This window comes from Mesorhizobium sp. M7A.F.Ca.CA.004.12.1.1, from assembly GCF_003997835.1.
Lineage (GTDB): Bacteria > Pseudomonadota > Alphaproteobacteria > Rhizobiales > Rhizobiaceae > Mesorhizobium.
This window is the reverse complement of the sequence record NZ_RZRK01001075.1, coordinates 1-1,652: the sequence shown is the minus strand read 5'-3', so window position 1 is coordinate 1,652 and position 1,652 is coordinate 1. Positions and strand designations below refer to the sequence as shown.

Annotated in this window: 3 protein-coding genes; 2 read left to right on the top strand and 1 reads right to left on the bottom strand. The window is 63.6% G+C overall.

Features of this window, described 5'->3' with window-relative positions:
- The first annotated feature begins 9 nt into the window (after positions 1 to 9).
- A complete protein-coding gene (locus EN984_RS33735; protein WP_245480180.1) occupies positions 10 to 540 on the top strand; it encodes a hypothetical protein in 531 nt (176 codons plus the stop codon).
- 73 nt (positions 541 to 613) lie between these two features.
- On the opposite strand, the gene EN984_RS33730 is transcribed toward EN984_RS33735, so the two are convergent.
- A complete protein-coding gene (locus EN984_RS33730; RefSeq protein ID WP_127384313.1) occupies positions 614 to 1,411 on the bottom strand; it encodes a lytic transglycosylase domain-containing protein in 798 nt (265 codons plus the stop codon).
- Positions 1,412 to 1,552: 141 nt separating this feature from the next.
- Between EN984_RS33730 and EN984_RS33725 the strand changes: the two genes are divergently transcribed.
- Positions 1,553 to 1,652, top strand: a 100-nt coding sequence (locus EN984_RS33725) for an FAD-dependent oxidoreductase (protein ID WP_127384312.1), incomplete at its 3' end; no start/stop codon positions are given.

Here is a 1,652-nt window from a genome sequence, read left to right as displayed (position 1 = left end):
CCGCGCAAAGTGGGGCGGATGCGCGGTTTGGGTCGCTGCCGGCCGCCCCGGTTTGTTCTGGCGGCGCGGGGGGGGGGCCAGGAGTTCGCCCCCGCCTCTCTCGACCTTCCGGCGCTGATCGAGTGCAGGGCGGACGTTCCGACCTACAACGACTTTGCCCTGTGGCTGTCCAGCGCACCGGGCGCCGTTGAAACGCTTGGCTGGAAGGAGGTTGCCTCGGGCAATCCGTTTCTCAGCCAATACGAACTGCCGGCCAAAATCCGCGTGTTCAACCGCGAGACAGGATCGATCGTGTTTACCGCTGCGGGGCCGATGGCCGTGCTCGACGGCGTTGCCGCGCCGGAGCTTGCCGAAGAACTCAACGTCATGGCCGTTTTTTCCACGCCGCAAAAATTCCTTGGCGAGAAGGTCGTTGTCCACAGCACCGAAGAGTCGGAAGGATTGACCTTCTCCACGGACGTCAAGCTTAACGTCTCGACCGTCGAGTCCCACCCCGGCAAGACCCTGGCCGGCTGCTCCTACACGCTCGAAATCAAATAAAAACCCGGCATTCGCGCCGGGTTTTCGATCAAGTCAGAAATGGCCGGGGCCCTTCTGCCCGGTGCATGGTCCGTCAATCGCCGTCGATCGCCGTGGCGATGCGGGCGATGGCCTGCTGATAGACGCTCGCGGAATTCCAGCCGGCAATCGCGCCCATATTCGCACTCGCGCTCGCGCCCGCCCGCCAGCCATGGCCCTTGAGGAAGTTGGCGGTGGAAGCCAGCGCCGTGCCCTTGTCGCGCAGGTTTCCGCCGCCGACGCCATATTTCAGGACGTTTCCTGGCAGGAACTGCGTGTGTCCGATCTCGCCATGCGCGGCGCCGACCGACGAGGCTGACAACGCCCCGCGATCAACCAGCTTCAGGGCTGCGATGGCATGCGGGTAGAAGAACCCCGGGCGGCGGCAATCATAGGCAAGCGTCAAAATGGCAGAGACGGTGTTCTGGTTGCCCATGGCCGAACCGAAGCCGGTTTCCATACCCCAGATGGCGAGCAACACGCCCGGCGACACGCCGTAATTCGCTTCGATCTTGGCGAACAGCGCCGCATTCGACTTTTTCTGCGACCGGCCCTTGGAAATAATCGCCGCGCCGCCGCGCCGCCGCATGAAATCGTCCACCGAGCCGCTGAAAGCCTTGTGAATGCCGCGGTCGACGGAGATCGTCTTGGTCGCGTAGTTCGCCCCGGCCAGAGCGGCCAGCCCCTTGGCGCCTACACCTTCCGACCTGGCCTGCGCGGCAAAATCCTGCTTCCAGGCCTCGAAGCCGGCGCCGGTCTTGCCGCAGCTGGCCGCTGCCTGTGCGCCCGTCGCCAGCGCAAGCACCGCCACCACGGCCGCTGCAAACATCTTTCCCTTGGCAAGAATTGCCATGTTGATCTCCTGGTTGCCTGAATCACGTCCCAATTGCGAACTTGCCAGCGAAACGCGCACTTGTCACTGTCACCGCTGCAATGCTGGCGAATGCCGTGGAATTTGCCTAGGATCAAGTGATTATTGTGGCAAGGGGGCTGCATGCAAGACGTTGATGTCGTCATCATCGGTGCCGGCTCGGCGGGTCTTGCCGCCGCCAGGACCCTGCAGGCCGCGGGGCTTTCCTTCACGCTGCTCGAAG